General features: G+C 68.5%; 21 protein-coding genes. 11 read left to right on the top strand and 10 right to left on the bottom strand.

Features of this window, described 5'->3' with window-relative positions:
- Positions 1 to 33: 33 nt before the first annotated feature.
- Positions 34 to 2,322, bottom strand: a complete 2,289-nt coding sequence (locus tag ACFU6I_RS39555; protein ID WP_384376572.1) for an FAD-dependent oxidoreductase — start codon at positions 2,320 to 2,322, stop codon at positions 34 to 36.
- A gap of 343 nt (positions 2,323 to 2,665) precedes the next feature.
- Here ACFU6I_RS39555 and ACFU6I_RS39550 point away from each other — a divergent pair, with 343 nt between their 5' ends.
- From ACFU6I_RS39550 to ACFU6I_RS39535, 4 genes are all read left to right on the top strand, one after another.
- The gene (locus ACFU6I_RS39550) at positions 2,666 to 3,595 is read left to right on the top strand and encodes a carbohydrate ABC transporter permease (RefSeq protein WP_384376569.1); all 930 of its coding nucleotides are present in this window, start codon (positions 2,666 to 2,668) and stop codon (positions 3,593 to 3,595) included.
- Positions 3,592 to 4,512 carry a carbohydrate ABC transporter permease gene (locus ACFU6I_RS39545; RefSeq protein ID WP_384376566.1) on the top strand — a complete coding sequence of 307 codons (921 nt, stop codon included), beginning with the start codon at positions 3,592 to 3,594 and terminating at the stop codon, positions 4,510 to 4,512. Before ACFU6I_RS39550 ends, ACFU6I_RS39545 begins: the two co-directional genes overlap by 4 nt.
- 64 nt (positions 4,513 to 4,576) lie before the next feature.
- Entirely contained in the window at positions 4,577 to 5,878 is a 1,302-nt protein-coding gene (locus tag ACFU6I_RS39540; RefSeq protein WP_384376563.1) for an extracellular solute-binding protein, read from the top strand.
- A 153-nt stretch (positions 5,879 to 6,031) separates the two neighbouring features.
- Entirely contained in the window at positions 6,032 to 7,336 is a 1,305-nt protein-coding gene (locus ACFU6I_RS39535) for a BNR-4 repeat-containing protein (protein ID WP_384376560.1), read from the top strand.
- Between the two features lie 66 nt (positions 7,337 to 7,402).
- On the opposite strand, the gene ACFU6I_RS39530 is transcribed toward ACFU6I_RS39535, so the two are convergent.
- Entirely contained in the window at positions 7,403 to 8,212 is an 810-nt protein-coding gene (locus ACFU6I_RS39530; protein ID WP_384376557.1) for a ribonuclease activity regulator RraA, read from the bottom strand.
- A gap of 109 nt (positions 8,213 to 8,321) precedes the next feature.
- On the opposite strand from ACFU6I_RS39530, the gene ACFU6I_RS39525 reads away from it, so the two are divergent.
- From ACFU6I_RS39525 to ACFU6I_RS39505, 5 genes are all read left to right on the top strand, one after another.
- Positions 8,322 to 9,581, top strand: a complete 1,260-nt coding sequence (locus ACFU6I_RS39525) for an alpha-L-fucosidase (RefSeq protein WP_384376554.1) — start codon at positions 8,322 to 8,324, stop codon at positions 9,579 to 9,581.
- Positions 9,582 to 9,954: 373 nt separating this feature from the next.
- Positions 9,955 to 11,202, top strand: coding sequence for an ABC transporter substrate-binding protein (locus tag ACFU6I_RS39520; protein WP_384376551.1), 1,248 nt, complete (start codon positions 9,955 to 9,957; stop codon positions 11,200 to 11,202).
- Positions 11,181 to 12,134, top strand: coding sequence for a carbohydrate ABC transporter permease (locus ACFU6I_RS39515; RefSeq protein ID WP_384376547.1), 954 nt, complete (start codon positions 11,181 to 11,183; stop codon positions 12,132 to 12,134). The genes ACFU6I_RS39520 and ACFU6I_RS39515 overlap by 22 nt, the downstream gene beginning before the upstream one ends.
- 6 nt (positions 12,135 to 12,140) lie before the next feature.
- Positions 12,141 to 13,055 (top strand): carbohydrate ABC transporter permease, encoded by a 915-nt coding sequence (locus ACFU6I_RS39510; protein WP_384376544.1) that lies wholly within the window; start codon positions 12,141 to 12,143, stop codon positions 13,053 to 13,055.
- Between the two features lie 41 nt (positions 13,056 to 13,096).
- Entirely contained in the window at positions 13,097 to 15,088 is a 1,992-nt protein-coding gene (locus ACFU6I_RS39505; protein WP_384376541.1) for a right-handed parallel beta-helix repeat-containing protein, read from the top strand.
- Positions 15,089 to 15,158: 70 nt separating this feature from the next.
- On the opposite strand, the gene ACFU6I_RS39500 is transcribed toward ACFU6I_RS39505, so the two are convergent.
- The 3 genes from ACFU6I_RS39500 to ACFU6I_RS39490 form a co-directional block, all read right to left on the bottom strand.
- Positions 15,159 to 15,890 carry a GntR family transcriptional regulator gene (locus ACFU6I_RS39500; protein WP_384376538.1) on the bottom strand — a complete coding sequence of 244 codons (732 nt, stop codon included), beginning with the start codon at positions 15,888 to 15,890 and terminating at the stop codon, positions 15,159 to 15,161.
- Between the two features lie 107 nt (positions 15,891 to 15,997).
- Entirely contained in the window at positions 15,998 to 16,984 is a 987-nt protein-coding gene (locus ACFU6I_RS39495; RefSeq protein ID WP_384376535.1) for an acetylxylan esterase, read from the bottom strand.
- Positions 16,985 to 17,079: 95 nt separating this feature from the next.
- Positions 17,080 to 17,970: an amidohydrolase family protein gene (locus ACFU6I_RS39490; RefSeq protein ID WP_384376532.1), complete on the bottom strand. Its 891-nt coding sequence runs from the start codon at positions 17,968 to 17,970 to the stop codon at positions 17,080 to 17,082.
- Between the two features lie 92 nt (positions 17,971 to 18,062).
- Between ACFU6I_RS39490 and ACFU6I_RS39485 the strand changes: the two genes are divergently transcribed.
- A complete protein-coding gene (locus ACFU6I_RS39485) occupies positions 18,063 to 19,961 on the top strand; it encodes a hypothetical protein (RefSeq protein ID WP_384376529.1) in 1,899 nt (632 codons plus the stop codon).
- On the top strand, positions 19,958 to 20,890 hold the full coding sequence (locus tag ACFU6I_RS39480; protein WP_384376526.1) for an aldo/keto reductase: 933 nt from the start codon (positions 19,958 to 19,960) through the stop codon (positions 20,888 to 20,890). The genes ACFU6I_RS39485 and ACFU6I_RS39480 overlap by 4 nt, the downstream gene beginning before the upstream one ends.
- A gap of 311 nt (positions 20,891 to 21,201) precedes the next feature.
- On the opposite strand, the gene ACFU6I_RS39475 is transcribed toward ACFU6I_RS39480, so the two are convergent.
- From ACFU6I_RS39475 to ACFU6I_RS39455, 5 genes are all read right to left on the bottom strand, one after another.
- Positions 21,202 to 22,041: an alpha/beta fold hydrolase gene (locus ACFU6I_RS39475; RefSeq protein WP_384376523.1), complete on the bottom strand. Its 840-nt coding sequence runs from the start codon at positions 22,039 to 22,041 to the stop codon at positions 21,202 to 21,204.
- An 83-nt stretch (positions 22,042 to 22,124) separates the two neighbouring features.
- Complete coding sequence (locus tag ACFU6I_RS39470) at positions 22,125 to 22,823, bottom strand: alpha/beta fold hydrolase (protein WP_384376520.1); 699 nt, start codon at positions 22,821 to 22,823, stop codon at positions 22,125 to 22,127.
- 142 nt (positions 22,824 to 22,965) lie between these two features.
- Positions 22,966 to 25,311 (bottom strand): helix-turn-helix domain-containing protein, encoded by a 2,346-nt coding sequence (locus ACFU6I_RS39465; protein WP_384376517.1) that lies wholly within the window; start codon positions 25,309 to 25,311, stop codon positions 22,966 to 22,968.
- 325 nt (positions 25,312 to 25,636) lie between these two features.
- Positions 25,637 to 25,885: a hypothetical protein gene (locus ACFU6I_RS39460; protein ID WP_384376514.1), complete on the bottom strand. Its 249-nt coding sequence runs from the start codon at positions 25,883 to 25,885 to the stop codon at positions 25,637 to 25,639.
- A gap of 26 nt (positions 25,886 to 25,911) precedes the next feature.
- On the bottom strand, positions 25,912 to 26,172 hold the full coding sequence (locus tag ACFU6I_RS39455) for a hypothetical protein (protein ID WP_384376511.1): 261 nt from the start codon (positions 26,170 to 26,172) through the stop codon (positions 25,912 to 25,914).
- Positions 26,173 to 26,349: the final 177 nt, after the last annotated feature.

Here is a 26,349-nt window from a genome sequence, read left to right as displayed (position 1 = left end):
GATCAGCCTCCACCGGACCCCTTCGCCCTGTGGCTATGCGCCGTACGCCTTGAAGGCGATCACGTGCGCGTGCCGTGCCCCGTGCGTCGCGTCGACCATGAGCCGTAGTGCGTCGGTGCGTACAGGGCTGCCGTCCGCGGCCTTCAGTTCGTGTACACGGTGGCGGCGTCGGTTGTCCGTCACCGTCAGGAGTGTGTGCCAGGTACCGGCGGCGTCGCGGCTCTGGATGCGGTAGTCGCGTACGAGTTCAGGCATGACCTCGTACGGGGTGCGGTGGCGGTGCAGGTTGTTGAGGTATTCGTCGACGTCGTCGTCGAACACCAGGCGCGTTTCGGTGAGTTCTTGCTCGTTGCGCCAGTCGAGACGGAGCCACTCAGCGGCGTCCCCCGGCGCGGAGGACCACATGTGCGGTCCGCCGTAGGGACGTTGGTACCCGCCTACGGCCCGTTCGGGGTGGAATGCCCCGGTGTCGGGGGCCGCCCGAAAGGCGAAGGTCTGGCGGCGCAGGCCGCGGGCCTGCCATTCCAGGACCAGTTGTCCGTCTTCTTCCGGGATGTCGTGGTCGACGGCCGCGTCTCCCTCGGCCTTCCTGCGCAGGGCGAGGACACCGTCGGTGCGTTCGGGGAGGAGGGTCAGGGCCGTGTCCGCGCAGGCTCGGACGATGAGGATCGCGTTCTGGGGGGTGTCGGGGTGGTGGTCAAGGCGGGCCGTGACCCAGTGGGGGCCGTCGGACGGGACGGTGACAGTGGTCGTGAGGAGGTGGTCGGCGGGGACCGCGTTCTCGGGGTGGCCCGTGCTCCACAGTTCCACGGTGAGTTCGCGGGACCGGCCGTTCGGGGCGCCGTGGACGAGGAGGTCGACCGTGTCGAGTGCGGGGTCGACCGGAAGCAGGAGGCCCAGGTCGCGGGTGAGGGGGTACGGGGTGCCGGGTGCGGCCGGTGTGGGTTCGGCGGCCAGACGGCTGAGGTGGGAGGAGGCGGTGACCCGGGCCGTGCGCGCCAGGTTGTCGGGGTCGTCGTCGGTGAGGCCGATCACGGAGGCGTCCTGGCGCAGCAGGGTGCGGCGTACCAGTTCCGGTCGTTTGGTGGCGAGTTCGCGCGGCGTGAGGCCCTCGGCGACGCACAGGGCCGCGGCGGTGCCCGCGGCCTCGCCGAGTGTCGCGCAGGTGGCCATGACGCGGGTGGCCCCGAAGGCGATGTGTGTGGCGGAGATATTGCGCCCGGCGAAGTGCAGGTTCGTGACGTTCGCCGAGTACAGGGAGCGCAGCGGGATGTGGAAGATGCCGTCCGCGTATCGCTGGCGCGCGCCGGGCTCGTCGGCGTACATGCCCTGTACGGGGTGGAGGTCGACGGACCAGCCGCCGAAGGCGATCCGGTCGGCGAACTGGCGCTGCTGAAGGATGTCCTGCTGAGTGAGGACGTAGTCGCCGAGGAAGCGGCGGTACTCGCGCTTGCCGGGGAGACTGCCGACCCATTCCAGGGTGAGGTTCGCCGCGTCGGGGAACTGGCCGGAGTTCTTGATGTGGTCCCAGACGCCCATGATCACGGCCTGGAGCTCGTCGCGGATGCGCTCGTTGTCGTGGACGGTGTCGAGTTCGCCGCCCCACTCGATCCACCAGTAGTCGCAGCCGTTGTCCCCGGTGCGCAGGATGCGGTTGCGCAGGATGGGCGTGGTCGACAGGTCCTTGGCGTAGGCGGGCGGTACGAACTTCGTCGGCCGACCCGTGTCCCTGGTCTGGAAGAGGATCGTCGAGCCGAGCAGCGCCCGGTCCGCCTCGGCCGGCGCCCAGGGCTCGTCGAACTCGGTCTGTGCCTCGCGGCCTATGCGGTACCGGGCGCCGGCGAGGTGGCCGAGCAGGCCGTCACCGGTGCAGTCGAGGAACTGGCGCGCATGGAAGGTGATGCGGCGCTCCGAGCCCACCATCCAGCCGGTACAGGAGTGCACCTCGCGGCTGTCGTCGGGGCCGCTCGCGTCGACCTCGCGTACGTCGGTGTTGAGGTAGAGGTCGATGTTCGGTTCGGCACGGACGGCGTCGAGGACGACCTGGTCCCAGTAGTGGGGGTTGCCCTCGGGGTTGCGGTACTGGTTCTCGGTGTACAGCTCGCCCATGATTCCGGTCTCGCGGGCCCAGCGGTGCACGCCGTGTGCGGTGGCGCCGCAGACCCAGACGCGGATCTCGCTGCTGGCGTTGCCGCCCAGGACGGGCCGGTTGTTGACCAGGGCGACGCGCCGGCCGAGCCGGGCCGCGGCGATGGCCGCGCAGGTCCCCGCCAATCCGCCGCCGATCACGGCGATGTCGTAATGGACCTCTTCTTCCCGCACGGTGCGGCCTCCTTGATGTGAAGCTCGGATACTCCCCGCCGCAGCGGAGCGGCCTTGAACGTACATCACATCCATATTGTGCAACTACTGTTCAGGCAGTGGGATTCGTTGTAAGTTCCGGTTACGGCCACCGACCTGGCTGTCGCGAGCCGCAGTTCAAGTTCCGAGCAGGTGGGGCGAGTTCGCCGGCCCTGCACAGAACCGGCGCTTCACCGGCCAAAAGGGTTGACGCCATCGCACGATATGGAGAACGATCCCGCATGCTGCAACTTGTATTCAATGGAGCATGGATGGCGTTCACACAGGGCCCCGGCGCTCCCGCCCCGTTTGAGAGGACACACCCATGAGTACGGCCGCACCTCCCCAGAAGGCGCCCCCGCCCCGTCAGCGGGCCGGCGGACGGCTCTCCAACGGTGCGTTCGCCCTGCTGCTGACCGCACCGGGACTCGCCCTGTTCGCGGCGATCATCGTGTACCCGCTGCTGTCGGCGCTGTTCACCGGCTTCTTCAAGCAGGATCTGCGGCTGCCGGGCCGGGAGTTCGTCGGCCTGGACAACTTCGCATACTGGCTGGACGGCGACTTCCTCACCATCCTCGAGCAGACGCTGATCTTCACCGTCGGCGCGACGCTCGTCCCCTTCGCGCTCGGCTTCGCGCTCGCGCTCGCGCTGAACACCGGCCTCAGGGGCAGCGGCTTCCTGCGCGGCTTGTTCCTGTTCCCCTGGGTGATCCCGGGCGTGGTGGTCTCCTTCCTCTGGATGTGGATCTTCAACGCAAACTACGGGGTGCTCAACGGCGTCCTCATGAAGACCGGAATCATCGACGAGTCCGTCGTCTGGCTCGGCCGGCCCGGCACCGCGATGCTCGCCGTCATCGTCACCAAGACCTGGGCCAGCTTCCCCTGGATGATGGTGATGCTCCTGGCCGGTCTGCAGACCGTGCCCAGGGAGCTGCACGAGGCGGCCTCGATGGACGGGGCGGGCTCGATCCGGCGCTTCTTCGCCGTCACCTGGCCGCAGGTCCGCGGTGTCGCCTCGATCGTGCTCCTGCTGGAGTTCATCTGGAACTTCCAGCACTTCGACACCATCTACGTCCTCACCGGCGGCGGACCGGCCGGCACCACCGAGACGTTCGCGACCGCCGTGTACCAGACCGCCTTCAAGGGCTTCGACATCGGCCGGGCCACCGCGCTGGGCGGTCTGTGGATGCTGCTCCTGCTGCTCCTCGTCGCCGTCTACCTCAGGATCACCGAGCGGAAGGGCGACGCCCGATGACCTCCACCACCTCCACCGCGCTGTCCGCCGTCGACCGGCCGCGGCCGTCCACCACGCGGGCTCGGCGCAGCGCTCGGCGCCGTATGCGCAAGGACCTGCTGCGCTCGCGGATCGCCGCCTGGAGCGCGGTCGTCGTCATCGGCGCCTTCGGCCTGCTGCCGGTCTACTGGCTGCTCGCCACCGCGCTGAGCACCCCCGAGTCGACCTTCCAGTTCCCGCCGAAGCTGATACCCACCGATCTCACCCTCAGCAACTTCACGGCCCTCGCCGAGAACGACCAGCTGATCAAGTACATGATCAATTCGCTCATCGTGGCCTCGATCACCGCCGTGCTGAGCGTGGTCGTCGCCACGTACATGGGCTACTCGTTCTCCAAGTTCCGCTACCGCGGGCGCCGGTCGCTGATGCACCTGGTGCTGGCCTCCCAGATGTTCCCCCAGGCGCTCCTGCTGGTGACGCTGTACACCGTCTTCTCCAGCTTCGGCATGCTCAACACGTACACCGCCCTGGTGCTCTCCTTCACCACGTTCACCATGCCGCTGTGCGTCTGGATGCTGAAGGGCATCTTCGACACCATCCCGGACGCCCTGCTGGAGGCGGCATCCATCGACGGCGCGTCCCGGTGGCGGACGCTGCACTCCATCGTGGCGCCGCTGGCCGCGCCCGGGATGATCGCCGCCGGGCTCTTCGCCTTCGTACGCGGCTGGAACGACTTCATCTTCGCTCTGACCCTGGCCGACAAGGAGAAGCAGACCCTGCCTCCCGGCCTCGTCTCCACCTACATCGGCGAATTCCAGACCGCCTGGCCCCAGTTGATGGCGGCCTCGCTCATCGTGTCCATCCCGGTGGTCGTCGCCTTCATGTTCCTGCAGCGCTACCTCGTCGGCGGCATGACCGCCGGTTCGGTCAAGAGCTGAACCCGCGGGATCAGCCCGCCCTCTCACGTACCTCCCCTTCCCCTTACTCCCCCATGGAGAGATCATGACCACCTCTGGCATCAGTCGGCGCGGCGCGCTGCGCATGTTCGGCATCGGCGCGCTCGGTGTGGCCGGCGCCGGTGTGCTCGGCGCCTGCGCACCGTCCGGCGCCGGCAGCACCTCCAACGGCGGCGACACGAAGTCCAAGAACTTCGACTTCACCTCCTGGTCGCTCAACGAGGAGGCCGCCAAGCCCTCGATCGAGAAGATCATCGCGGCATGGGAGAAGGCCGAGAAGTCCACGATCCGCACGGTCTCGTACCCGTACAACGAGTACCTGAGCCAGCTCACCCTCAAGCTGGGCGGCGGGGAGACGACGGGTGCGGTGCACCTCGACATCGCCTGGCTCGCCGCGATGGCGCAGATGGGCAAGCTGGCCGACCTCGGATCGGTGGCCGGCAAGGGCGGCTACACCGACGTGGCCCTGAACAGCGGCAAGTACGACGGCAAGCAGTACGGGCTGCCGTGGAACACCGGATCGATCGGTGTGATCGCCAACTCCCAGCTCCTGGAGAAGGCCGGGATCAAGAAGCACCCCACCACCATTGAGGAGTTCGAGGCCGCACTGCGGGAGCTGAAGGGGCTCGGCGGCGGTGTCGTACCGTATGCCGCTGCCACCAAGGTCGCGCAGCTCAAGGACATCTTCCCGTGGATGCAGACCTTCGGCTGCAAGCTGCTCGACGGTGGGAAGGTCACGATAGGCGACGACGCCTCGATCGACGCGGTCACCTGGTACAAGAAGCTGCACGACGAGAAGCTGATCGCCGCCGACGTGGACCGCTTCGACGCGCGCGCCCTGTTCGGACAGGGCAAGGCCGCCTTCTACGACGACGCGATCATCGGCAAGGGCGTGACCTCCGCCCAGTCCAAGGACAAGACGCTGGCCAACGCCATGCAGCCGATGGAGCGTCCGGTGCTCAAGGCCGGGGACACGCCGCGGGCGCTGCTGTGGGGCGGCGTGATCGCGATCGTGAAGGGCAGGGGGCAGGACGCGGCGACCGAGTTCGCGCTGCACACCACCACCGACCAGGCCACCACCTCCGAATACTTCGCCGCGCGCGCACTGCCGCCGTCCACCACCGCGGGTCTGGCCGCCCCGGAGGTCGCCAAGGACACCTTCACCACGGAATGGACCGAGAAGATCACCAAGACGGCGACCGGCAGCCCGTTCTGGCAGTTCGCGCAGAATGCCCAGATCGAGGAGGCCGTCGCCAAGCAGGTGCAGGCCGTCCTCGTCGGCAAGTCGAAGCCGAAGGACGCGATGAAGCAGGCCGGCGAGGAGGCCGCCGAGCTCATCAAGCGCTGAGGCCGAGCGCTGTAGTCCGGGCCAGGCGAACGTCGCACGACCCTCGCCTGGCCCTGCTCCGTACCCCGCACGACGAACGCGCCGGCCGGCCCTCGGGCCGCTGCCGTCCGCGTCACCTCCACGCCCGCGCACGCACCCGCGAAGGAGCTCATCTTGCGACGTCCCACGGTACGCACGTACACCGCCTCGGCCACGGCCGTGGCCGCCCTGCTCATGCCCGTCCCGGCCGCCCGGGCCGACACCGCGCAGAGCAGGGCAGCCGCGGCGGCGGTGATCGAGAAGGTCCCGTACGCGATGGACTCGTCGAACCAGGCCGCTTGGTGGACGCCGGTCGCCACGTACAAGGGACGCGGCCAGTACACGTACTTCGCCTTCAACGAGCCGGGCTCGACGGCCGCCACGCACCGGCCCGCCATCGCGCGGCGCGACCCGGACGGGGTCTGGAGCCTGCTGCCGCTGCTCGACAGGAGCGGGGCGCAGGCGGAGTTCCCTGACGACAACGGCCACAACCAGCCGTCCGTCGCGCGGGACGGCAACGGACGTCTGCATGTCTTCGCCTCCATGCACGCCGACGCCTGGCGCTACTTCCGTACCGAGGCCCCCGGCGGGGACGTCACCGACCATGCGGCCGAACTGCCCGACCAGGGCCAGGGCATCACCTATCCGATCGTGGCCACGGCGCCCAACGGCGATCTGTACCTGGCCGCCCGTGTCGGCGCCGGCGTTGATCAGCGCCCCGGCAAGCTCTACCGCTGGGACAACGCAGCGGCGCGCTGGAGCGTGGTTGCCACGTTCGCCGGCGCACTGAACCGCTCCGTGTACCCCGACGACCTGACGGTCGACAGCGAGGGGCGTGTGCACCTGCTGTACGAGTGGGCCAAGGCGCCGGCGACCGCGTTCCGCCATCAGCTCTCCTACCTGCGCTTCGACCCGGCGACCGGCGCCTTCGCCGACAGTACGGGTGCGGCGCTCACCGTCCCGGTGACGCCCGACACCTCCGACGTGATCCAGCAGCTGACCACCGGCGAGGAGTGGAGCATCGACAATGCGTACGCCGGTCCTGCGGTGCAGAGCGCCAAGCTCACCCTCGACGGCTCCACCCCGAAGGTCGCCTACCGCTACCGCTCGGCCGACAGCGGCGGCAACTTCCGCGTGTACTACGCCTATCCGAGCGGCAGCGACTGGGTCAGCAAGACCGTGTACGCCGGCGGACAGACCGCAGCCGCCCTCGGCATCACCTGGGACGACACGGACACCAAGCGGATCTACTACGTGACCACCTCGGGCACCGACCGGGTCTTTGCCGCGACGCAGTCGGCGGACGGGGCCTGGACCGCGCAGTCCGCCGCGCCGGGCGTGAGCGCGGACCGGCTCGCGGTGCGGCGGGACTCGGACGGTCACGATGTGCTCTATCTTCCGGACACCGTGCACAACTCCCTCTACTACGGCTTCCGTTGAGGTTGGTGCGCCGCCCGCGCCATCTGTACGGGGACGAAGCCGTCCCCGTACAGAACCTGCAAGCGGTCAGGTCGCGGGCCTGCTCGCCAGGTACTCGTCCAGCCCTTCACCGGTGAGCGGGTAGTAGTCGGAGAGCAGGCCGCCCTCGTCGAGGCGGCGGCGTGCGAACGCCTCGCGGTCCTGGTGCAGGAGCGAGTCCTCGGCCAGCGGGACCGCACGGTCCTGCGGTACGACCACGGCGCCGTCCTCGTCGGCCACGATCAGGTCCCCCGGCGTGACCAGTGTGCCGCCGACACCCACCGGCACATTGAACGCGGAGGGGAAGAGCTCCGTCTGCGAGGCGTAGTGCGGGGTGACTCCGGTACACCAGATCGGCACACCGAGGGCCCGGATCCGGGCCGCGTCCCGCACCCGCCCGTCCACAACGATCCCGGCGCCACCGCGCAGCTTGAAGTAGCGCACCAGCATGTCGCCAAGACAGCCGGTGAAGTGGCTCGCCTGCGCCGAGATCACCAGCACATCGCCGGGTGTGATCGACTCCAGCACCCCCCACAGCGGAGTCTTGCGCTCGATGTCCTCCTGTGCGGCGCCGTTGAAGACGTCCTCGCGCTGCGGCAGGAACTGCAGGGTCACCGCACCTCCGGTGATCTTGATGTTCGGTTCCTGGTGCAGCGGCACGGGCCCGTCGATGAAGGTCCGGGTGATGCCCATCTGGTGCAGCTTCGCGCAGGCGGTCGCCGCGCTCACATCCTCAAGTGCCTCCACCATCCTCCGTGTCGGCCGTCGGAAGGACGAGGTGTGGACCGGAGACCGCATCGACTCGTAGGTCAGGGTCTCCTCCGCCGTCGACGTTCCTTGATCCCTGTTCGGGTTCATTCACGTGCCTCTCCGCGCGCTCCCTGCACGCAACGCCAGTGACATCATCGTCTATCGATGGTAGATAACCTCCTATCGATTAGTGCTGTCAATCCGTCAGGAGTCTTCCGTGCCCACTGCATCCGGCGGGTGGTTCGAGACCGTGCGCTTCGGACTGTTCGTCCACTTCGGCCTGTACAGCCTCGCCGCGAGGCACGAATGGGTGCGCAGCCGGGAGGCCATGTCCCAGGCGGCGTACGGCCGTTACCTGGAGCGGTTCGACCCCGACCTCTTCGATGCGCGGGAACTCGCCCGGGCGGCAAGGGAAGCAGGGATGCGCTATGCCGTGCTCACCGCCAAGCACCACGACGGATTCTGCCTCTTCGACTCGTCGCTGACCGACTACACCTCGGTGCGCGCGGCCGGCCGGGACCTGGTGGCCGAGTTCGCGGAGGCGATGCGCGCCGAGGGCCTGCGGGTCGGCCTCTACTACTCACTCCTCGACTGGCACCACCCCGGCTTCCCGGTCGACGAGCACCATCCGCTGCGCGGCTCGGAGGGCGGGAGGGAGGCGGGGGACCTGGCGCGCTACCGGTCGTACATGCAGGGCCAGATACGTGAGTTGCTCACCGGCTACGGACAGGTCGACCTGCTCTTCTTCGACTTCACGTATCCAGGTATGGGGCCGGAGCAGTGGGGGGCGAAAGAGCTCATCGAAACGGTCCGTGAGCTGAAGCCCGACATCCTCGTGAACGACCGGCTGGGCGTACCCGGTGACTATGTGACGCCCGAGCAGTACCAGCCCGACCGGCCGCTGGAGCGCGACGGCGTGCCGGTGCTGTGGGAGGCGTGCCATACGCTCAACGGGTCCTGGGGCTACGACCGCGACAACCACGACTACAAGGACCCGTCCCAGTTGGTCCGCATGCTGGTCCAGTCCGTTTCCTGTGGCGGAAATCTGATCCTCAACGTCGGCCCCACCGGGCGGGGTTCGCTCGATCAGCGGGCGCGCGACACCCTGCGCGCCATCGGAGAGTGGAGCGCCCTGCACGCCCGCGCCGTACACGGTGCGGGACCCTCTTCCTTCCGGCCGCCGACGAGCGCCCTGTACACGCAGCGCGGCCGCCGCCTTTATCTGCACCTGCTGGCCTGGCCGTTCAATCACCTTCATCTTCCTGGCCTGGCCGGGCGGGTGCGCTATGCCCAACTGCTGCACGACGGCTCGGAGATCGCCTTCCACGAGGTCGACGGCGCCCGCCACGAACACAACAACCTGGCCCCGCCGAGCCAGCCGCCGGGCACCCTGACCCTGACCCTGCCCACCTCGCCGCCCGACGTGCTGCTGCCCGTGGTCGAACTCTTTCTGGAGGACGAGGAGTTGCACCCATGACAGGGCCGCCGAGTGAACGTGCGGCCCCCGTGAGGGAATCGCCTACTGGTGGGTGGGGGCCTGCCGCGTCCTGGAGATCCTGGACCCTCTCGCGCAGACCGGCGGCGACGCGCTCGACGCGCGTGACCTGCCGCTGAGGTGCGCGGCTCGGGCAGTGGGAGAACGGGAGCAAGCGGTTTCGGCGGCACTCTTGAACATGCGGGATGCCGCCCATAGCATCAGTAATCGATAGGCGATTATTGTGAGCGCCTACCGGGACCCGACCGCACCGTTCGGACGCGGCACCCCTCCCCCTTCTTCCCGAACTCGAACGAACGCCTGCACTTGCACGTCAGCTATCGATTATTCACGACTATGCAATGGAGCGTGTCCGATGAGAACCATGTGGCACCGAGCCTCCGCACTCGCCGTGGCTCCGCTCGTGATGGCATCCGCCGTCGCCTGCGGGGGAAGCGGGTCCGACGGGGCCGCGGAGGGTACGACTCTCCGCATCATCGTCAACATCTCACCGAACCTGACGGAGCAGTACTGGAAAGGCCTCTTCGCGAAGTACGAGAAGAGCCATCCCGGCGTGAAGGTGAAGCTGGAGCTGACGGGGACGATCTCGGCCGACGCCAAGCTCACTCAGGACCTCGCCGCCGGCGACCCGCCCGACATCGCCCAGCAGATCATCCCGGCCCCCGACACGGCCAAGCTCTTCGCCGACCTGTCCGACCAGGCCTGGACGAAGGACACACCGCTGGTCGACCAGTACGCCGTCAGCGGCAAGACGTACATGGTCGGCGTGGGCGAGCAGATCCAGTCGCTGGTCTTCTACAACAAGGCGGCCTTCGCGAAGGCCGGCGTGGACGCGTCGGAGATCCAGACGCTGGATCAGTTCACCGCCGCCATGAGCAGTCTGAAGTCCGCGGGCTACAAGCCCCTGCAGACCGCGGGCCAGTGGGTGACGGGCGGGCAGTTCTCGATGATGGCCGACGCCGGTGTGCTCACCGAGAACCCCCAGTGGATCAAGCAGCGCAACGACGGCAAGGTCTCCTTCGCCGACAGCGGCTATGTGCCGTACCTGAAGCGCTACGGGCAGTGGATCGACAAGGGGTACCTCGAGAAGAGCGCGCTGGGGCTGACGTACGCCGACGGGCAGACGGCCTTCCTCAACGGCAAGTCGGCGATGTACATGATGGGTTCCTTCTTCGTGCCGGCGGCGGACGCGGCGAAGAAGAGCGACGAGATCGGTGTCTTCACGATGCCGACCGACGGCGCCTACCCGTCCGGCCAGTTCGGCAACGTCGCGAACCCCTACGCCGTGGTCGACCAGTCGCACCACAAGGCCGAGGCGATCGAATTCGTGAAGTGGCTGGTCACCGACAAGGAAGCGATCAAGAGCCAGCTCGCCGCTGACGGCAATCTGCGCACGGGCTTCAGCTACCCGATGTCCAGCCTCGGCACCGCGGTGCAGAAGATCCTCGACAAGACGCCGTCGGTGCTCGTGAAGTCCGGTGAGAACCAGCCAATCGCCGGGTTCAGCGACGAGCTCAACAAGCAGATCCAGTCCCTGTACACGGGCACCTCCGCGAAGGATGCCGCGGGCGGATTGGACAAGTGGTGGAACTCGCAGAACTGACGCAGCCGGGGCGGCGCTCCGTCGCCGCCCCGGCGGCCCCCGGCTCCGGCCGCAGGCGGGCCCGCTTCCGCGAGGCGGCCGTCACGTTCGGCATGATGGGCCCGGCCGTGCTCCTGTACACGGTGCTGACGATCGTGCCCGTGGGCGTGGCGATCTACCTCAGCTTCACGGACTGGGACGGCTTCTCCACCGCGAAGCTCATCGGGTGGGAGAACTACGAGCACCTCTTCGACGACCCGAGTTCGACGGACGCCTGGTACGTGACCGCGCTGATCGCCTTGCTCGGCACCGCCCTGATGGTCGGCGCGGGCCTGGTGTACGCACTGATCCTCAAGGGCCGGTCGCGTACGAACTCGTTCTTCCGCGCCGTCGCCTACTTCCCGCACGTGATCAGCGCGTTGATCCTCGGCTATCTGTGGGCGGCGATCCTCGGCACGAACGGTGCGGTCAACAACACCCTCGCCAAGTTCGGCATGGAGCCGATCGGCTTTCTCTTCGACGAGAAGTTCGCGCTGTACACGCTCATCGGTGTCATCGTGTGGGCCGGATTCGGCTTCAACGTCGTCCTGTTCGTGGCCGCCCTGCAGACCGTCCCGGCGGAGCTCCTGGAGGCTGCGGCAATCGACGGCGCCGGCAGGCGGCAGATCAATCTGCGCATCGTGATCCCGTTGATCGCGCCCGTGGTCACCGTGGCGACCGTACTGAACCTGGTCGGCCTGCTGAGGGCGTACGACATCGTGGTCAGCCTCACCGGCGGCGGTCCGGCCGGCTCGACACAGACCTTCACCTATCTCATTCTCGCCCGGTCCTTCGAGGGCACCAAGGTCGGTTACGCAACGGCCCAGGCGGTCTTCCTGATGGTCGTCTCCGCCGTGCTCGCCCTCGTCGTGACCGCGCTGCGCAACCGCCAAGACCAAGCTGCGACCGGTTAGGAGCCGATGGTGGTCGTCACTGAACCAAAGGTCCACAACAGACCGCGGACCGCACCGGTTTCCGCCCCGGAGGTCTCTCCGACGGAACAGCGGGAGTCCCGCTCGCCCCTGCACCGGGTGCTCCTCGGCCTGCTGTTCGTCGTCATGACCGTGCCGGTGTACCTGCTCGTCGTGAACGCCTTCAAGTCACAGCAGGACATCCTCGACAGCCCGTTCTCGATCCCCCTGAGTGGTCTGACCTTCGAGCACATGTCCGCCGCCATCAGCAATCCGCAGTACAACGTCATCGGCGGCTACGGCTTCACGCTGTTCCTCGTCGTCACCGTGGACGTGCTGTGCATCGCGCTGGCGGGACCGGCGGCGTACGCGATCGCGCGCAGCCTCAAGAAGCGGACACAGCTGGTACTGCTGTACTTCCTGGCCGGCACGTTCATCCCCGGCGCAGCCGTGATCATCCCGGTGATCTACGTACTGGGCGAGGTCGGTCTCGCCAACACCGTGACCGGTCTGGTCGCGCACGACGTGGCCTCGACGCTGCCGGTCAGCATCTTCCTGTTCGTGGGCTTCATCCGCACGATCCCGGTGGACATCGACCATGCGGCGACAATCGACGGCGCGGGCCGCTACCGGACGTTCTGGACCATCATCTTCCCGCTGATGCGTCCGGCGGTCGTCACCGTCCTGATCCTCAACTCCATCGGGATCTGGAACGACTTCATCTCGCCCCAGATCCTGCTCAGCCCGTCGTCCGGTCACTACACGGTGACAACGGCGATCTACGCGGGCATCAGCCAGTACTCCACCGACCTGACGAAGGTGTTCCCCAACCTTCTGCTCGCCGTCGCGCCCGTGATCATCTTCTTCATCTACATGCAGCGCCACATCATCAGCGGTCTGACGGTGGGCGCGGTGAAGGGATGAGCGGGCGGATCGTTCCCCTCCAGAGAAGAAAGGACCATCCAGTGTCGAGGAGATGGTGGCCACGTCCCGGTAAGGGGTCGTGGTCCGCAGCCGCCCTGCTCGCTTCGCTGTCCGTGGTGGCGGCCGCCGTTCCGGCCACCGCGCACCCGCACAAGCCCCAGGCGGGCGCGGTCTATTACGTCGCTCCGTCGGGCCGGGACTCCAACAAGGGCACCACCACGGGTCAGGCATTCCAGCACATCCAGCGGTGTGCCGACGTCATGGAGCCCGGAGACACCTGTCTGATCCAGTCCGGTACGTACGCCGAGACCGTCGCGCCGGCCCGGTCGGGCACCGCCGGGCTGCCGATCACCTACCGGGCGGCGCCAGGGGCGAAGGTGACGCTGAGCGGGACAGCTCCGGTGCGCGGCTTCTCACCCGTCACCGGCGCGGACGTCACGGAGATCGCCAGGAGTGATCCGTACGCGCGGAACTCGGCGTTCAGCGACGCCGTGGCGGCCGGACACGTCTACAGCACCTCCGTCGACCTGGGCTCCGACGTGACGACCGTGCAGGTCTTCACCGACAAGAAGGCGGGCGTCGAGGCGCAATGGCCCTACCCGGGGCTCGACCTGCTCGACCCCACACTGCAGTACGCGGGTGCGGGGAGCGCGGAGGCGACGATCGCGGACGAGGCCCTGACTCGGCCCGCCGGGTACTGGGACGGCGCACGGGCCCTGACCGGCTACTGGTACGTCTCGGCGACCGGCACGGTGAAGAGCTCCGCCGTCGGCTCGGTGACGCTCGACGTGGCGCCCCCGTGCGTGCACAAGGTCGTACCGAAGGAGACGCGGTACGCCCTCGCCGGAAAGATCGGTGAACTCTCCCGCCCCGGCGAGTGGTTCTACGACCCGGCCGCCAAGCGTCTGTACCTCTACAGCGAGGACAGTCCCGCCGCGCACACCATCGAGGCGAAGACCCGGGCGCTGGCCTTCGACCTGACGGCCGCGAGCCACACCACGGTGACGGGCGTCGGACTGTTCGCCTCCACCATCAGGACGGGCCCGACCAGCACGGGCGTGACGCTGGACGGGATCAACGGTACGTATCTGTCGCACTACACCGACATCACGCGCGGCGCGACGGACTGCGGCAGCACGGTGACGCGCGGCGTCGGCGACACGGGCATCGTCCTCGACGGAACGTACAACAAAATCGTGAACAGTAATCTGTCGCTGAGCGCGGGCAACGGCATTGCGCTGCGCGGACAGAACAACACCGCCACGGACAACGTGATCCACGATGTCGACTACATGGGGACGTACGCGGCGGGCGTCGCCGTACAGGGCAACAGCCAGACGGTCACGCACAACACGATCAGCCGGGTCGGCCGAAGCGGCATCAACCTCCAGTGGAACACCGTGGAGGGCCTCACCCCGGGCAAGGACCTGATCGCGTACAACGACATCTCGGGGTACGCCCGCCTCAGCCTCGACGTCGCCGCGATCTACACCTGCTGCAGCGCCTACATGATGGGCACGTCCATCGATCACAATGTGCTGCACGATCCGGAGCCGGCCACGACGCTCACCACGTTCGGGATCTCGGGTGTCTACGCCGACAACGGGCAGAGCGACCTGGTGATCGCGAACAACGTGGGCTGGGGCAACCGGGAGGGCACGGTGATGCTCAACGGTCTGGGCACCGGCTCGCACAACAACGGTGTGTACAACAACACCGGCGGAATGACGCTGTTCTACGTCAAGGAGCCGGGGCAGTCGACCGGCACAGAGATCTACAACAACATCGGCACCATTCGCGGTCTGACCGGTGCCACCGACGGCGGGCTCGTACTCTCGAACAATCTGCCCGCCGAAACCGATCCGCTCTTCGTCGACGCGGCCGGGCACGACTACCGGCTGACCGCCGACTCTCCTGCGCGCAACCGGGCGATCGCGCTGCCGGGCATCAATGACGGCTCGACGGATGCGACGCCCAGCCTCGGCGCCTACCAGTACGGGGCCCCGAAGTGGACAGCGGGCGCACGCCGTTAGCCACGACCGCTTCCTCGCAAGAAGGCCCGAGCCGGATGTCCGGCTCGGGCCTGTGGCTCTGGGGTGGTGCTCACTTCTTGGCTGCGGCCTTGCGCGGCTTCCTCTTCACCTCGCGCGCGTCCGGCACCGGTCCGCGGCCGGCCGCGTGGTCGGCGAACGCCGAGGCCGCCAGCTCGGCGTCCCCGGACCGCAACAGTCCGACGAGACGGCCGTGCTCCTCGGCCATGGCGCTCCAGTCCCCCTCGAAGAGGGGGTCGGAGATGGCCCGCAGGGTCCGCAGGCTCGGCTCGATGACCTCCCACATGCGGGCCAGGAACGGATTGCCCGCGATCTGGCTGACCACGGTGTGGAACTCGATGTCGGCGTCGCGGAACAGGCTCACATCATTCGCGGCAACGGCGTCCCGCATCCGCTCGACCAGCGCGTCGAGCTCGCGGAGGTTGTCGTCGGTGAGGTGTTCGGTGGCGAGCTGCGCGGCGAGTCGCTCCAGCGGTTCGCGTACCTGTCGGGCGTACTCGGCGTCCTGCGCGGAGATCTCGACGACGAAGTGGCCGCGACGCGGGACGTGCATGAGCAGGCCCTCACGGGCCAGGCGCTTGACCGCCTCCCGCACCGGGGCCTGGCTCACCCCCAGACGCCGGGCGATCTCCGACTCGACCACGCGCTCGTTCGGTGCGAGATCGCCGTCGACGACGGCCTGGCGGAGCAGCTCGTAGACCTGGTCGGAGATCAGGGTCTTGCGGAACCGGTCCTTGTTGGTGGCCAGCGTGGAGACGAATCCAGCCGACGCATTCGATGCCATGAATTCCCAATCCTGCGATGGGGCGAGCCAGCTGTGTCATGGTACGCGCTCATCGTCTATCGATGGAATCTCGGTGGGTGCGCAGGAGAAAAGGATCCCGAAAAATATCAGGCCGCGCTGTTCAGCTGCTTGGCCAGCCATTCCAATTTCACGACCTCGTGGGTGGGGCCGCCGCCTTCGTGATCATTGAACGGATAGGCGCGTATGTGCTTGTCGGCCTGGTCCACCCCGCAGTCGGCGCCGTAGTGGTTGAACGCCGCGTACCCCGTCGAGGGCGGGCAGATGTGGTCCATGAGTCCGACCGAGAACAGCGTCGGCGCATTCGCCCTGCGGGCCAGGCTGACGCCGTCAAAGTACGCCATCGTGCGGGCGACCGTGCCCGCGTGCGCCCTGTGCAGCTTCACGAACTGCGTGACCTCGGCGTACGGCGGCTTGTCGGTGATCGTGGTGGCGCGCGGGAAGTGGCACAGGAACGGCACATCCGGCATGACGGCGACGAGGTCGGGGACCAGGCCCGCCGCGGCCAGCGCGACGCCGCCGCCTTGGCTGGTGCCGGTGACCGCGACGCGCGTGGGGTCGACCGCAGGGTGAGTGCGTACGGCGGCGACGGCGCGTACGGCGTCGGTGTACAGGCGGCGGTAGAAGTAGCGCCGCGGGTCGAGCACGCCGCGGGTCAGGAAGCCGGGCGAGGCGATGTCACCGGAGGCCGGATCGGGGTCGGGTGTCTCGGCGCCCTGCCCCCGGGTGTCCATCACGAAGTGCGCGTAGCCGGCGCATGCCCACAGCCGCTTCTCGTGCGGAGCCCCGCGTCCGCTGCCGTATCCCAGGTACTCCACGACCGCGGGCAGCGGTCCGGTGCGGGTGACGGGCAGTTGCAGCCAGCCGCGTACGGGGTGCCCGCCGTATCCGGCGAACGTCACGTCGTACGTGTCGATCGTGGCAAGCCCGTTGTGGACCGGTTCGAACGTCGCGGTCGGAGCGAAGTCCCCCTGCTCACTGAGGGTTTCGCGCCAGAACGCGTCGAAGTCGTCGGGCTCGTCCAGAACCGGGCGATATCGCTCCAGCTCTTCCAGGGGCAGGTCGAACAACGCCATGTCGCATCTCCGCGGAGTCGGGGCCGGTTGAGCCCGGGCAGTTTTCATCACCTATCGATCATCGATGGAATCGAATCAGGATGCTTCGACGAGTGTCAACCACGCAGTCCGTACACCCGGACGGCGTTGGTGTGCAGGGCCCGCTCGCGCTCGTCGTCCGAGAGCCGGTCGAGACCGCGGCAGGACAGCTCCAGGGAGTCCGCGCGACTGCCGCGGGGCAGGCAGATCGGCCAGTCGGAGCCGATGAGGCATCGGTCGGGACCGAGCGCGCCCACCACGTGCCTGACCAACTCCGCGGTCCGTTCGGGCGGTACGCCGTGCTGTTGGGTGAGCAGGCCGGAGATCTTGACGACCACGTTCGGCACCGAGGCGGCCCGCTCCAGGTCCCGGTACCACTCCCCCGGGTCCGTACGGAGGTTCGGCGGGTTGCCGAGATGGTCGACGACCACGGTGAGCCCGGGGTGCCGGGTGGCCGCATCGGCCGCCGCCCGCAGCGCCCCGGAGCCCAGATTGAGCTCCAACACCAGCCCGGCCGAAGCGAGTTCGGGCACAAGCACATGGGCGGCTTCCGGGGTGTCCGCCCAGCTCGCACCGCCCAGGCGCATGCCGTTCGGGCGGCTGTCGCCCAGATCGCGCAGCAGGGCGCGGAAGCGCCGGGGGCCGCCGTCGCCGTGGACGTGCAGGTTTCCCACGTACCCCGCGACAAGGTCGGGGCGGCTCATCCGCCATGCGCGCAGGGCAAGCGTCTCGTCGGCGTCACCGCGGGACGCCTCGACCAGGATCGCCCCGGTCACGGCCGCGTCCGGCCTCGAGGCACCCAGGTCGTCGATGCGAAACGCCCTGTGATGAACGCTTCCCGGGCGGATCCATGGGAATCCCGATGCCGGGTCCCACAGGTGCACATGGCAGTCGATCACGGTCGGGATCCTCCTGAGGTGCCGTTCCCGAGTATTGACAGGCTGGCTCGCGCCGGTGAGTCTAACCATCGGCTATCGATGGGCGATTGCGAGGGGCGGATGTTCTTGATGTCCAGGGACCAACGGACCAGCGGCTCGAACATGGGTGAAGGGGTGGGTCGATGACGGCCGTCACCGTGCCCGGTCCCCGGCTCCGGGCGACCCGCAGCATCGCCGATGTGCCCCGCTGGGCCATCCTCCAGCGGGAGTTGCTCGCCTACCAGGACAAAGCCTGGCGGCTCTTCGCCGACCGCTACACCGAGGGCGACGGCCGCCTCGTCTTCCGGGACACGCTCGGCGTGGGCCCGGACGGCCGCGACGGAGTGGACGACTTCTACGAGCCGTTCTTCAACTGGCCCACGCTGTACGTCCTCGGTGGCAGCGCGGATCTCCTGGCGGCCGCACGGCGGCACTGGAGCGGCGTGTCCGCGCAGCTCACCGAGATGGGCATGCTCCAGGGCGGGTTGGAGCGCGGCTACGACTGGTTCCATCAGGGCGAGGGCCTGCTGCTCTTCTACGGCCTGTGCCTGGCCGACCCCAGCGACCCCCAACTGCGCGAACTGGCCCGCCGTTTCGCCGACTTCTATCTGCCCGGCGGGCCGAACTACGACCCCGAACACCGGGTCGTGCGCGCACCGCACAACGGATCGGCGGGGCCGCGCCCGGGATTCAGCGACGAAGAGCCGTACTTCCCGTGGAGCCTCGCCCTGCGCCCGTACGGGCTTCCCCTCGACGCGATGGACGACGTCACGTCCTTCGACCAGCTCGCGGCCGACCCCGAGCGCGCCCGCTCCTACGGCCGTGCGATGTGGGACCGGATGGGCCGTGGTGACACGATCGTCAATCTGGCCGCGACGGGACTGGCCACGAACGCCTTTCTCCTCAGCGGTGAGCAGCGCTACGCGGACTGGGTGGCCGAGTACGTCGACACTTGGCGCGAACGGCTCGACGGACACGACGTCGTCCCCGACAATGCGGGCCTTAGCGGTACGGTCGGCGAGTACCTGGGCGGCCGGTGGTACGGCGCACACTACGGCTGGTCCTGGCCGCACGGCCTCTCCCCCGTAGGCAGCGCCACCCTCGTCGGAGCCTCGAACGCGGCCCTGCTGACCGGCGACGCGGCCTACCTCGACCTGGCCCGCAACCCGCTCGATGCCGTACTGCGCCAGGGCGAGCAGCGCGGCGCCGACGGCCGGGGCACCCTGGGCGAGCGCTGGGATCCGCATCTGCGCGCGATGGGCGCCGACCGGACGCTGATGGTCCCGCAGCGGCACAACGACTCCGGCTGGTTCGACTTCACCGTGATGCCGGGCCAACTGTCGGTGTCCTTGTGGCACTTCAGCCGCGAGGCTCAGGATCAGGAGCGCATCGAGCGGCTGCGGGCGGGCGCGAACTGGGACTGGACGACGGTGCACACCCAGCGAATCAAGGACGAGGCCGGACACGAGGAGCCGTGGTACGAGTTCCTGCAGGGCCGAAACCCGGGCTTCCCCGAGCGCATGCTGAGCAGCGCCCTCGACTCCTGCGCCGAACGCGTCGAGGCCATCGAGAACGACCCGGTGAACCCGGCCATCGGCCCCGGAATTCTCGACATCCACCACTGGCAGGACCTCAACCCCGTCGTCACGGAGGCGCTGTTGCAGCTGACCACCGGTTCCCCTCAGGTCCTCTACAACGGGGGCCTCGCCCATATGCATCTGCGCTACTACGACGCCGCCGGGCAGCGGCCGGGACTTCCCGCGGACGTCGCGGCGCTCGTCTCCGACATCCGTCCCGACCACACCGTCGTGGAACTGGTCAACCTGGGTGGCACCGCGCGCTCGCTGGTGGTGCAGGCGGGCTCGTTCGCCGAACACGTCGTGCACACCGCGCAGGTCGACGACGGTCCCGTACAGGACGTGGGCGGCCCGTACTGCCGCGTGGAACTGTCCGGAGGCACGCAGGTGCGGCTGACCTTGACGATGACCCTGCGCGGCGGCCGGCCCACCTGCGACGCCCCGGTCCGGGAGATGTCGCGATGACCGGCCGGCTGCCCTTCGAAATGCCCCGCCTGGGCCTCGGAACCGCACCGCTGGGCGGCCTGTTCGAGGAGGTGACCGAGGCGGACGCGGCGGCCACGCTGGAGGCCGCGGCCCGCGAGGGGATCACGTACTTCGACACTGCACCGCGCTACGGGCACGGTCAGGCCGAGGACAGGCTCGGCCGCCTTCTGGCACCGGCGGGCGTCACGGCGCCGCTGATCTCCACGAAGACGGGCTGGCTGCTGCAGCCACGGCCCGACGGTTCGCCCGGCGAGGTCGTCACCGACTGGACGGAGTCCGGTATCCGCACGTCCCTGGAGTCGAGCCTGGACCGCCTGGGCCGGTCGTCGGTCGACATTCTCTATCTGCACGACGCGGACGACTACCCGGAGGAGGTCCGACGCACGGCCTACCCAACGCTGCGCCGACTGCGGGACGAAGGACTGGTGCGGGCGATCGGGTTCGGCATGAACCACAGTGCGCCGCTCGCCGCGTACGTGGCGGAGTTCGAGGTGGACGTCGTCCTCATCGCGGGCCGGCTCTCACTTCTGGACCACGACGCGCTCGGGACGCTGTTGCCGCTGTGCGCGAAGACCGGCACCTCGGTCGTCGTCGGCGGGGTCTTCAACACCGGTCTCCTCGCCGACCCCTCCCCCGGCGCAATGTTCAACTACTGCCCCGTTCCCGAGCAGCCCCTGGCCCGCGCGCGACGATGCCGGGAACTGTGTGCGGAGTACGGAGTGCCGCTCGCCGCGGCAGCGATCCAGTTCCCGTCCCTGCATCCGGCCGTCGGGTCGGTGGTCGTCGGCTGCCGGTCGGCCGCCGAGGTCACGGCGAACGCGGTGGCGTCGCGTCTCCCCGTCCCGGACGCACTGTGGCGGCGGCTGGCCGAAGCGGGCTTCGTTCCGCCGGAGTTGGTGCCCCACTAGGGCGTGTGTCGGAAGTCCCGCCGTCCGCCCGAAGGGTGGGCCCGGCGGTGTCGCCATGAGTAAGCGTGCGCCGAGGACGGTCTCGAGTCCCACGGTGCCGGTGCGTCGGATGTGAGGCAGACCTCCCGTGGACGGCCTCCTTGCAGCGCGTTCCGTCAGCCACTGGTCTGCGTCGGGGTAGGCCATCGGCAGTCTGTCCGTCACGCTCAGCATGCGTCGCCGTGATGGTGAAGTTGTCGAAGTACAGGATGGGTCACCTGTCGACGTGCATTCGAGCTCCGGCCCGCGGGTGCGGGCCGGAGCGGTGGTGGTCACCTGGTGGCTCTGGCGGCGTCCTCGATGAGCTGCGCGGTGGCCTTCGGGTGACTGATCATCGCGACGTGGGACGAGGTCGGCACTTCGACGACCTTGCGGAAGTTCGCACGGCTGTACATCCAGCGTTCGGCCGCGGGCGGGATCGCCTTGTCCTGGCCGGCGACCAGCCCCCACGACGGGATCGTCCGCCACGCGGCGGCCTGAGTCGGATAGGTGAAGGAGGCCGCATCGAAGGGCCGCTGAGTGGACTGCAGGAGTCGGAAGGTAGCTGTGGACACGTCGGCGGCGAAGGCGGCCTGGCCGTCCTTGCTCAGGTGCAGGTCGGTTCCGGTGGTGCCGTCGGGCTTCGTGTAGGGGACGGGTACGCTCACGGGCAGGACCTCGCTGCCCGGGAACTTGTCGATGAGCTCCCCCTGGGTCTCGCCCACATCGGGCACGAACGCTGCGATGTAGACCAACGCCTTGACGTTGCTCTTTCCGGCAGCGGCATTCGTGATGACGGTTCCACCCATGGAATGCGCGACCAGCACGATCGGCCCGCTGATGGAGTCCAGCAAACTCGCGATGTACGGGGCGTCGGTGGGGATACCCCTCAGCGGGTTCGACCCGGCGATCGTGGGGTAACCCTTGCTCTGCAGCTCCTGAATGACTCCGTTCCAGCAAGATGAATCGGCGTAGCCGCCGTGGACCAGCACGATGGTCGGCTTGGCGCCCGGCGAGTTGTGGCTGGTGACCGCGGCGGTGGCGCTGCTCGAGGTGGGGATCGCGGCCGATGCCGCGGCTGCCGCGCCGGTGGCGATGACTTTGCGGCGGGTGAATGTGGGGCGAGCGGGCATGCGGGTCTCCCTCGTCGAGGTAGAGGTGCGCCCGGGCGGGGTGCCCGCCCGGGCGGAAGGAAGGGTGTTGGCGCGGGGAAGTGTTATGCGTTGCCGTTGCGGCCTTCGGCGGCCTGGGTGATGACGGCGGCCACGGTGGCGGGGCGGGAGACGTAGACCGCGTGGCTTCCGGGGGTCTCCGAGACGGTGGCGCCGGTGCGCCCGGCCATGGCGCGCTGGGCGGGCGGCGGGATCATGCGGTCCTCGGTGGCGACCAGGTACCAGGCCGGCTTGCCCCGCCAGGCCGGTTCGGAGATGGCGCCTTCAAGTGCCGCCATGCCCCAGGGGACTTGGGAGTCGGCCAGGAACGCAGCCTGGGAGGCGGGCAGGTCGGCGGCGAACGAGTCGGCGAACTTGGTGCGGTCCAGGAACAGGAACCCGCCCTGCGGGGGCAGGATCGGCGGCACCGGTGCGCCGGGCGGCGGGTCGGCGATCAGGGTGTTGACCGACTCTCCCTTGTCCGGGGCGAAGGCGGCGATGTAGACGAGTGCAGTGACGTTGGGATGGTTGCCGGCCTCGGTGATGACGGCACCGCCGTAGGAGTGGCCGACCAGCACGGCCGGTCCGTCGAGGCCGTCGAGGATCTGGTGGGTGGCGGCGACGTCACCGGCCAGCGACAGGGTGGGGTTCTGTACGACGTGCACCCGGTAGCCGTCGGCGGTCAGTTGCTCGTGGACGCCCTGCCAGCCCGAGCCATCCACGAATCCGCCGTGCACGAGCACGATGTTCCTGATGGTCGCCATGGTCACTCCTGTCGGAGAGGGACAGGCCTTGCGCCTGTCCGGTGCCGCCCAGTCAACTCCCGTGGCAGGGACCGGACCATGCAGAACAGCACGCAGAAGTTTCTGCATACCGGAGCCCGCACGCACCGTCGGCCCGTGGCTCTCAGGGGGCGCCGGCGGCCATGTCGCGGCAGCGGCGGTGCGCTTCCAACTCGCCGCTCACCTCGAACACCGCCGCCGCACGGGCGTAGGCACGCCGGCTCTCCTGCATGCGGCCGTCCCTGGCCAGCAAGGCTGCGAGGGCTTCCAGGGCGCCGCCTTGGTGGTAGTCGGAGTCGTACGGCTCCATGAGGTCGGTGGCCTCGGTGAGCGTGGTGATCGCTTCGGAGCGGTTGCCGAGTTGCGCCAGGCACCGGCCGAGGTCCGCCAGGTAGTGGGGTCGCAGGTGCGCCGCGATGCTCGGCGTTATGCCCGATCGTTCATCACCGACCAGGGCGAGCGCCTCACGGAATCTTTCCGCCGCCTCGGCATGACGCCCGGCGTCGCGTAGGCAGTAACCGAGATTACTGATGCTGGAGAAGTACGCATCGGTGTCGCCGAGGGACCCGAACAGCTGCGCCGCCCGGGACGCGGAACTGACGGCTGCCTCGAAGTGCTTGAGCTTGCGGCGGGCGATCGCGATGTAGCAGTGCGACCAGGCGATCTGTGTCGTGGCCTCGACGCGGGTGGCCAGGTCCAGCGCCTCAGCCGCACAGCGCAGTGCACCCTCCGGGTCGTCCAGCGGGATGGCGTGCACCCACGACAGATAGTTCAGCTGGGTCGCCTGCTGCGCCAGATCGCCCAGGGCGCCGGCGGCACGCGCGCCGAGAGTGAAGACCTCCTGCCAGTGCGGCCCGTGCACCCACTGGTCGGAGAACCAGTGCATGGCCTCGGCACAGTCCAACACGGCGGCGTATTCGCCGACATCCTGGGCCTGCCGCAAGGCACCGAGCCAGTTGTCCAGATTCGCCCGCAGCCACCGGTCAGCCTCCTCCAGATCCGACAGCACCACCAGATCGGCATCGGGCCCGGCGGGGCGGCCGTAACCAGGTTCGAACCACCGCCCGGCCATGGTGGCCATCCGCAGCAGCCAGGACCTCACCTCGACGGTCAGCGCCTTGCGGTCGGCTGCTGTCTCCTCCCCTTGCAACCGGTCGCGGGCGAAGAGACGTACCAGGTCGTGAAAGCGGTAGCGACCCGCGGCACCGTCCTGCAGCAGACCGAGATCGACCAGCTCGTCCAGCGCATCCCAGGCAGCCACCCGTTCCACGGCGCCGACCACGGCTGCGACCTCAGCGTCGAAGTCCTGACCCGGTACCACGGAGAGTCGGCGAAACATCCGTTGCGCGACAACACCGAGCTGCTCGTACGACATCCCGAACGCGTTGGCGATCTTCAGGTCGCCGGCCTTGAAATGCTCCAGACGTCCTTCTTCGTCCGACAACCGGGCGGCTAGTTCGGCGACGCTCCAACTCGGGCGACTGAGAAGCCTGTTGCCGATAATCCGCAGCGCCAGCGGCAACCCACCGCACAGCTGCGCGAGCCGAGACAGGGCCACAGGCCCGTCCGTCACGGAACGCTCGCCCAGGATGCCGGTCAACAAATCCATGGCCTCCGGCAACTGCAGCGGGCCAAGGACCAGGCGGCGTACACCCTCCAGGCCGGCCAGCAGCCGTCGGCTGGTGACCAGCACCCTGCTCGGACCGTCCGCCGCAAGCAGCGGGCGGATCTGCTCCTCGGACGCGGCGTCGTCGAGGACCACCAGGACCTGCCGATCGCGCAGCAACGACCGGTACAGGGAAGCCCGTGCCTGGGCGTCGGCCGGCAACTGACGCTCGGCGACGCCGAGCGCACCCAACAGGAGCCCCAGTGCGTCCTCGACAGGACGAGGATGCGCCGACATGCCGAAGAGATCGAGGAAGAACACCCCGTCGGGAAATCCCGGCCGCAGCGCGTGAGCGGCGCGGATGACAAAGGTGGTCTTGCCCGACCCTGCTGAGCCGGTGACGAGCCCCACCACCGCGCCACCGGGCGAAACCTCGGCGTGGACCAGCTCATCCATCCAGACAAGCTCCGCGGGCCGCCCCGTGAAGTCCTCGACCGAACGCGGAAGTTCGCACAGCCCAGCCGGACGGGTCCAGTGGTCACGCAGACGACCGTCCCGCGCCAACTCGATGAGCCGCTCGCGGACCTCACCCGTCAATGAGAGCGCGTCCGCCACCGCGATGACCGTCCGGTGCTGGGGTCCTCTGCTCCGTCCCCGCTCCATGTCCGACAACGTGCGGGCACTGACTCCGGATGCTTCCGCGAGTTGTTCCAGCGTCAGGCGGGCCGTCTGCCGATGGCGGCGCAGCAACTCCGCGAGATTCGGGTCATCAGCGATGGGACACCTCGTGCGGGCGGAGCAGGCATGTGAACCGTTCGTACGGGCAAGCGTACTGAGGCCACGAAGAAGTGACAGGACTTCCACTAAATCCAGTCAACACCCCTTATGCGCAGACTCGCCTGTCAGCCCGGCGCTGAGGTAGGTCAGAAGCTGCCGGCGCTCGTGCGCCGCACCGGCCCCGCTCTCGTCGGTCTCACCGGCCGGGGGGAGCGGAACAGCTGTCTCGCCGCCGTTCCCCACACCCGCTCCCTCCGCTGCCGTGGCCGTCGGCACCGATGGCCGCAGGTCCTCAGGGCCGACAGTAGAAGGCGGCGACCATCCGATACACCGGGCCCGCCAAACGGTGGCCAGGCTTTTGACCGACTCGGAGTTCTTGAGGTGCCAACAGCAATGCCGCAGCTGGCCACCCCTACCAGTACTGGTCGGTGGGGGGCTGCTCCGGTGGTCGGCACCGGCCGGTGCGGGTCCGATGGAGCCACTGACGGCCAAAGCCCGTACGCCGGTCGGACACTTCCAGCATCGGTATCGCAGACACCTCACTCGCGGCCGTGGCCGCACTCCTCAGTACGAGGTGACGAACCACGGTGGCGAGGCTGCCGGCTACTACGCCGAGCTGGAGTTCCTGGACCAGGACGGGGATCACCTGGTTGGCATGCACCGGTCGAGGGCCAATTCTGGATGGAGTCAGCCGTCGAACCAGACGACCAGGCGGACTCCCTCGTCGCCGTGCTGGTTCGCCAGCGTGCGCATGACCGACCAGATCGAACCCCATTCGCTGTCGGGCACCGCATGCTTCCGCTGTAGGCGGCCGATACGGAAGAGCCGGTCGCCGTCTGGCCACTCGGTGTTCTCGGGATAAACGCTGCCCGCGCAGTAGAGGTGCCGGACGTCGGTGAGGCCGGAGAGTTCGGCAAAGCGGCTGAGGCTGGAGTTCCGCCCGTGCATCTTCCAGCTGCCGTCGGGGCTCCGGCGGTACTCGTGGACACAGCCATCGACCTCGTTTGCGACCTCGTCCCAGTCGGCGGCTGCTAGGGCGCGTATCGAGTCGTGATCAACGGGTGGTCCGGATGAGGTCTTTGACCCAGATCATCGATGCGCGCAGGTGAAGGCCGGCGAGGTAGC

This window comes from Streptomyces sp. NPDC057486, assembly GCF_042802415.1.
Lineage (GTDB): Bacteria > Actinomycetota > Actinomycetes > Streptomycetales > Streptomycetaceae > Streptomyces > Streptomyces yanii.
Note: the sequence above shows the minus strand (reverse complement) of the source record. Positions and strands in the feature narration are given on the sequence as shown.

Bases quoted from the DNA above. Each gene is read 5' to 3' on its own strand.
- ACFU6I_RS39540 (WP_384376563.1), top strand. From the start codon at position 4,577: ATGACCACCTCTGGCATCAGTCGGCGCGGCGCGCTGCGCATGTTCGGC.
- ACFU6I_RS39520 (WP_384376551.1), top strand. From the start codon at position 9,955: ATGAGAACCATGTGGCACCGAGCCTCCGCACTCGCCGTGGCTCCGCTC.
- ACFU6I_RS39500 (WP_384376538.1), bottom strand. From the start codon at position 15,890: ATGGCATCGAATGCGTCGGCTGGATTCGTCTCCACGCTGGCCACCAAC.
- ACFU6I_RS39480 (WP_384376526.1), top strand. From the start codon at position 19,958: ATGACCGGCCGGCTGCCCTTCGAAATGCCCCGCCTGGGCCTCGGAACC.
- ACFU6I_RS39490 (WP_384376532.1), bottom strand. From the start codon at position 17,970: ATGGTTAGACTCACCGGCGCGAGCCAGCCTGTCAATACTCGGGAACGG.
- ACFU6I_RS39545 (WP_384376566.1), top strand. From the start codon at position 3,592: ATGACCTCCACCACCTCCACCGCGCTGTCCGCCGTCGACCGGCCGCGG.
- ACFU6I_RS39485 (WP_384376529.1), top strand. From the start codon at position 18,063: ATGACGGCCGTCACCGTGCCCGGTCCCCGGCTCCGGGCGACCCGCAGC.
- ACFU6I_RS39510 (WP_384376544.1), top strand. From the start codon at position 12,141: ATGGTGGTCGTCACTGAACCAAAGGTCCACAACAGACCGCGGACCGCA.
- ACFU6I_RS39455 (WP_384376511.1), bottom strand. From the start codon at position 26,172: ATGCACGGGCGGAACTCCAGCCTCAGCCGCTTTGCCGAACTCTCCGGC.
- ACFU6I_RS39470 (WP_384376520.1), bottom strand. From the start codon at position 22,823: ATGGCGACCATCAGGAACATCGTGCTCGTGCACGGCGGATTCGTGGAT.
- ACFU6I_RS39530 (WP_384376557.1), bottom strand. From the start codon at position 8,212: ATGAACCCGAACAGGGATCAAGGAACGTCGACGGCGGAGGAGACCCTG.
- ACFU6I_RS39550 (WP_384376569.1), top strand. From the start codon at position 2,666: ATGAGTACGGCCGCACCTCCCCAGAAGGCGCCCCCGCCCCGTCAGCGG.
- ACFU6I_RS39475 (WP_384376523.1), bottom strand. From the start codon at position 22,041: ATGCCCGCTCGCCCCACATTCACCCGCCGCAAAGTCATCGCCACCGGC.
- ACFU6I_RS39495 (WP_384376535.1), bottom strand. From the start codon at position 16,984: ATGGCGTTGTTCGACCTGCCCCTGGAAGAGCTGGAGCGATATCGCCCG.